Here is a 4,913-nt window from a genome sequence, read left to right as displayed (position 1 = left end):
CAAAATCTTTGACAGACCCGTAGCTGAGGGAATTTACACATAAATTTGGACTTGATCGACTATTCCAGAACAATTCGAGAATCACTACCTGAAACCCTTCAACATACCTTTTCCTCTATGAAGATGCGCAAATCTCCGTAAAAACAATTCTTGAAAGTAAAATATATCTACAAGGATTTAAGGATGCCATACATCTCATCGAAGAATTACATATGACTAGAGTATAAGCGCTAATTATGCGCTTTTCTTTTTCATCCTGTCGTATAACGTCTCTCGCATTCACGAACCTCCGTAGGAGGTTGTCGCAGCATCCGCTTCCTCGAACCCACGTCTGCGACCGAGGGCCGTCAGGCCCGATGCGTGAATGCGGTGTCATACGACGGACGTCTTGAGCTACTTACAGAGTTTTTATGATGTTTTCAATCTCGTTTCTTAGTTTTGGTAATTCGCTGTCAACAACTCCCCAAACTGCCTTTAGATCAACCCCCATATAATCATGAATTAAAACATCCCGTAAGCCTGCTATTGCCCGCCACGGGATGTCTGGATAATCTGCTCTCAATTCCTTCGATATGTTCTTTACTGCTTCACCAATAATTTCAAGATTGCGAATGACAGCATCTTGTATAAGCCTTGAAGTATAAAATTCTTCCTTCCCACCGCTACTCACAAATGATTCAATATGACCAATGCTTTCGATGATATGCGCTAAGTAAACCTTGTCATCTTTCCCATCTCTCATAATTGAATAGCCTCGCTCAAAATGTTTTGTTTTAAAGCGTGATGCACAGCTTGATCAGATACTACATCGACCTTGCGACCTAACATGTCTTCGACTGCTTGTTTAAACCGAATCAAGTCAAATAAAGTACGTTCTTCTCCGAGTTCAACCAATAAGTCAATATCGCTTTCCGAATCGTCCGTTCCTCGCACTACGGAACCAAATAATCTAACATTGCTAATGCCGTTCTCAGCAGCAATGGTCAATATTTCTGATTTTCTTCTATTTATCAATTCAAGTGTGCTCATTCAATACCACCTCATTTCCATTATAACATCCTTGACTCAACCTGATACCATTAATTTGCTTCCGTCTGTCGTATAACGTTCCTCGCATTCACGAACTCCCGAAGGGAGTTGTCGCAGCAATCACTTCTTGAACCCACTTCTGCGACCGAGGGGTGTCAGCTCCGATGCGTGAATGCGATGTTATATGAAGTTGCCCTCTATCCTCTGAACTCCCCCAATTCATCTCTTTCGAAATCTATTTCTAAAGAAGTTCTTTATTTCTTTAAGCATATGATCTTTATATTCTTGGGTATATATTCTGTTCATGTTATTAAACATAATTTCTATGATGGAAAAATAACTCTCTACTTCTTCCTTTGTAATCTCTACTTTTTTCCCAATTCTGCTTTCAATACCACTAGACGCAGCAAATACCTTATCAGTAATACCATTGTTATGAACAATAACATTTCTTTTTAGCATAAGAAGATTAAGTTTCTTGGTATTATCTACATCTATCAATTCTGATAAGCTGATGTTTAATTCCTGTTGAAATCTTTTTTTGCTTTTCCCAATATTAATGAAGTCGTTTTTAGCATCACTATAAAATCGTTCTATTAATGATTCTTCTGACCTTATAAATCTCATGTTCAACAAAGTACTGTAAACATCCCTTAAATAAACCTCAACGCTAGTCGCTGACATAACTATGCATTGCTCAAGTAAAATCCTGTTGAGTAAATCATCTGGACTGGACTGCATTTCAAAGAGTTTCCTTGCTTTTGATAAACTATCAGTAATTTTTGAGTTAGGGCTAGATTCACCGCAAGACACGCAATATCTAGGGATAACTCTCCTTGTTTTTGTTGGGAATGTTGTCAAGATGTTAGTTTTCTTGCAATACGGACAAAATAAAAAATAAACATCTGCGTCTTTATCATAAAATTCCGGTTTTTTTAACAATTCCTGTACTTCATCTAGTAGAAATTCGATTTTCCTTTTAGTTGAGTCGTTTACTACTAAGGAATCTTCTAATAAAACATATGGGATGTTCAACAATTTTCATCCTTTATTCTTTGTTTTTAGGGCAATTTCCTATAACGTTTCCGTGTTCACGACGTTCCACCACCTTAAGGCTCCGTAGTAGCCTTAAGGTGGTGCAGATGTGTCGCCTGAATCGACGTCCCCGAAACCCCTCTGTGGCGACCGAGGCGGCTTGACCGCCGATGCGTGAACACATTGTTATCTGCTGTTCGTGCCCTCTTCGGATTACTTTCATAAACGTCTTTCCATATAGTTCTTTATATTCCTGTTCGAATTATTCAATTAATGTCCTCGTAATGCTCTACTACAGGAAACGGATCATAGAAGTGATGTAATAAGGCTTTCCATTCCTGATATTCCTTTGATCCTCTGAATCCAATCGTATGGTTCTCGAGTGTCTCCCATCGAACTAAAAGTATGTATTTGTTCCCATCCTCAACACATCTTTGAAGTTCATGATTGATATAACCTTGCATCTTAGAGATGATTCCAGATGCAATTTTAAAATTCCTCTCAAATTCTTCAGTTAATCCAGGTTTCACTTGTAACACAGCCACTTCAAGTATCATAATTGTACATATCCTTCTTATTTTGTTGATTTTTATGGTTATCCTTGTTGCACGAATTGCAGATAACGTTCGGTATTCACGAACCCTCACCGACTTAAAGGCCGAAGGCCTGGGCGCGATGCGCTTAGTCGGTGCAGGGTTGTCGCCTGAGTCCTCTCCTCCGAAATCCCTCTGGCAACCAAGGGTCAGCTTGCTGACCGCAGCGTGAATGCATTGTTAGACGATGTTCTGCCTTCTGCGAAATTCTAACAAAAACTATACTTCGCTAGCATTTCTCCCCATGGAGCTATCCCTATTTCTTGAAACCCGACTTTCTCATATAGATTAGTATAAGCGCTAATTATGCGCTTTTCTTTTTCACCCTGTCGTATAACGTCTCTCGCATTCACGAACCCTCAGTGGCTAATGTCCGGGGACAGGCCGCGATTCGGTTAGTTGGTACGGATGTGTCACGGCAGCCACTTCTTCGACTTATCTTCCGGGACCGAAGCGGCTTGTCCGCCGATGCATGAACACATTGTTCTGTAATGCCAGTGCCTCCTTGAAATACATACACTACTATGAGTACTTTCTTTTTAATGTATCCTTGAAAACTTTAATAGGTTCTTCATAATCAATTGGTTTGTAGATCATTTTGTTTAACCATGCACTAAGATCAAAAGTGTGACCAAATTCAACACCGTCACAATAAAGAGACATTTCTTTCAAAGTTCCTAACACACTTCTATCATTTGTCTTTCCAATGTTTATTTCTCCTGTCTCAAAGAAATATTGTTCAATCTGGCTTTTCTTGAGTCCCTCTAACAGTAAATATTCTTTGAGTTCTGCCACGAATTTTTCTTGCAGTTTTCCAAGTTGAGCGCTCCTTATTCCGTCAATTACCAAACAAAGGCGGCTCAAATCATTCACAAATATTATATGTTTTTTCCTTAGTTGGAGTATATTCACATGCCAACTAAATAACGAGTTGACCTCATCTAATTCAATAGGAGCTACCTTCATATCTGTAAGAAGTTTTTGAGTAAATCTAAGAGCTAACATATTATACTTCACTCCTTTTAATTATTGCACTGGTTTCACATAACGTTCTTGCATTCACGAGCCCCCATCAGCTTAAGTGAGTGTAGCGAGTGGGTCGTAAAGACTAAGCCAGTGCGGGGTTGTCTGCTGAATCCGCTCCTCGAATATACTCCTCGCGGTCCGAGGGGGCTTGACCCCCGATGCGTGAATGCTGTGTTATACGACGGTACTTCGAGTTACTTACAGGCTCTTTGAATTGTTTACTTCCTGGGGCATGAAGTACTTATTCGCAGCTTTATTGAACAACATTAATGATGTGAAACCTAGATATACAATTCTTGGAATAATGTAGTCCGCAAATAACAAAAGTGCAACCATACACCAGCCTAAAACAATAAAACGTCCCAAGTTCTGTCCTCTAAAAATCAAACCTCCACCAGTAATTAGTAGCAATCCTCCAAGATAAGCTAATAGAATATTAATAAACTCGGGGGTGCCTTCAAAAATTGTTGATTTAATCCCCATACCTACGCTTATTGCAAGTGAATTTGTAACTAAACCAATGAATCCCACCAATACTAAAAGAATAGAAATTATAGTTACTGAAATTGGCCTTTTCATGATTTAAACGCTCCTCATGTCTTTGATTTTGTGTATTTCATTTCTACGTTACTGTCGTATAACGTTTCCGTGTTCACGACGTCCCCGAAACCCCTCTGTGGCGACCGAGGCGGCTTGACCGCCGATGCGTGAACACATTGTTATCTGCTGTTCGTGCCCTCTTCGTATTACTTTCATAAACGTCCTTAAAATTACCCTTCATACATGTACTTCTTTATATTCCTGTTCGAATTATTCAATTGATGTCCTCGTAATGCTCTACTACAGGAAATGGATCATAGAAGTGATGTAATAAGGCTTTCCATTCTTGATATTCCTTTGATCCTCTGAATCCAATCGTATGGTTCTAGAGTGTCTCCCATCGAACTAAAAGTATGTATTTGTTCCCATCCTCAACACATCTTTGAAGTTCATGATTGATATAACCAGATGCAATTTTAAAATTCCTCTCAAAGTCTTCAGTTAATCCAGGTTTCACTTGCAACACAGCCATTTCAAGTATCATAATTGTACATATCCTTCTTTTTTTTGATTTTTATGGTTATCCTTGTTGCACGAATTGCAGATAACGTTCGGTAATCACGAAGCCTCACTGGCTTAAGGCACGAGTGCCTGGCGCGATGCGCTTAGTCGGTGCAGGGTTGTCACCTG

The 4,913-nt window shown here is 39.5% G+C and carries 6 protein-coding genes and 1 pseudogene; all 7 read right to left on the bottom strand.

Annotated features, from left to right (window positions below; translation table 11 throughout):
* Positions 1 to 397 precede the first annotated feature (397 nt).
* Positions 398 to 742, bottom strand: coding sequence for a HepT-like ribonuclease domain-containing protein (locus XYCOK13_RS17635; RefSeq protein ID WP_213413563.1), 345 nt, complete (start codon positions 740 to 742; stop codon positions 398 to 400).
* Positions 739 to 1,029: a nucleotidyltransferase family protein gene (locus tag XYCOK13_RS17630; protein ID WP_213413562.1), complete on the bottom strand. Its 291-nt coding sequence runs from the start codon at positions 1,027 to 1,029 to the stop codon at positions 739 to 741. The genes XYCOK13_RS17635 and XYCOK13_RS17630 overlap by 4 nt, the downstream gene beginning before the upstream one ends.
* Positions 1,030 to 1,248: 219 nt before the next feature.
* Positions 1,249 to 2,064 carry a hypothetical protein gene (locus XYCOK13_RS17625; protein ID WP_213413561.1) on the bottom strand — a complete coding sequence of 272 codons (816 nt, stop codon included), beginning with the start codon at positions 2,062 to 2,064 and terminating at the stop codon, positions 1,249 to 1,251.
* A 266-nt stretch (positions 2,065 to 2,330) separates the two neighbouring features.
* Positions 2,331 to 2,621 (bottom strand): antibiotic biosynthesis monooxygenase family protein, encoded by a 291-nt coding sequence (locus tag XYCOK13_RS17620; RefSeq protein WP_213413560.1) that lies wholly within the window; start codon positions 2,619 to 2,621, stop codon positions 2,331 to 2,333.
* 558 nt (positions 2,622 to 3,179) lie between these two features.
* Positions 3,180 to 3,662: a DUF6933 domain-containing protein gene (locus XYCOK13_RS17615; protein ID WP_213413559.1), complete on the bottom strand. Its 483-nt coding sequence runs from the start codon at positions 3,660 to 3,662 to the stop codon at positions 3,180 to 3,182.
* Between the two features lie 219 nt (positions 3,663 to 3,881).
* The gene (locus XYCOK13_RS17610) at positions 3,882 to 4,262 is read right to left on the bottom strand and encodes a hypothetical protein (protein WP_213413558.1); all 381 of its coding nucleotides are present in this window, start codon (positions 4,260 to 4,262) and stop codon (positions 3,882 to 3,884) included.
* A 235-nt stretch (positions 4,263 to 4,497) separates the two neighbouring features.
* A pseudogene (locus tag XYCOK13_RS22015) lies at positions 4,498 to 4,767 on the bottom strand (antibiotic biosynthesis monooxygenase family protein).
* Between the last annotated feature and the right edge of the window lie 146 nt (positions 4,768 to 4,913).

The sequence above is a fragment of the Xylanibacillus composti genome, assembly GCF_018403685.1.
Classification (GTDB): Bacteria; Bacillota; Bacilli; order Paenibacillales; family K13; genus Xylanibacillus; species Xylanibacillus composti.
The sequence above is the reverse complement of the archived record's forward strand: the minus strand, read 5'-3'. Positions and strand labels throughout refer to the sequence as shown.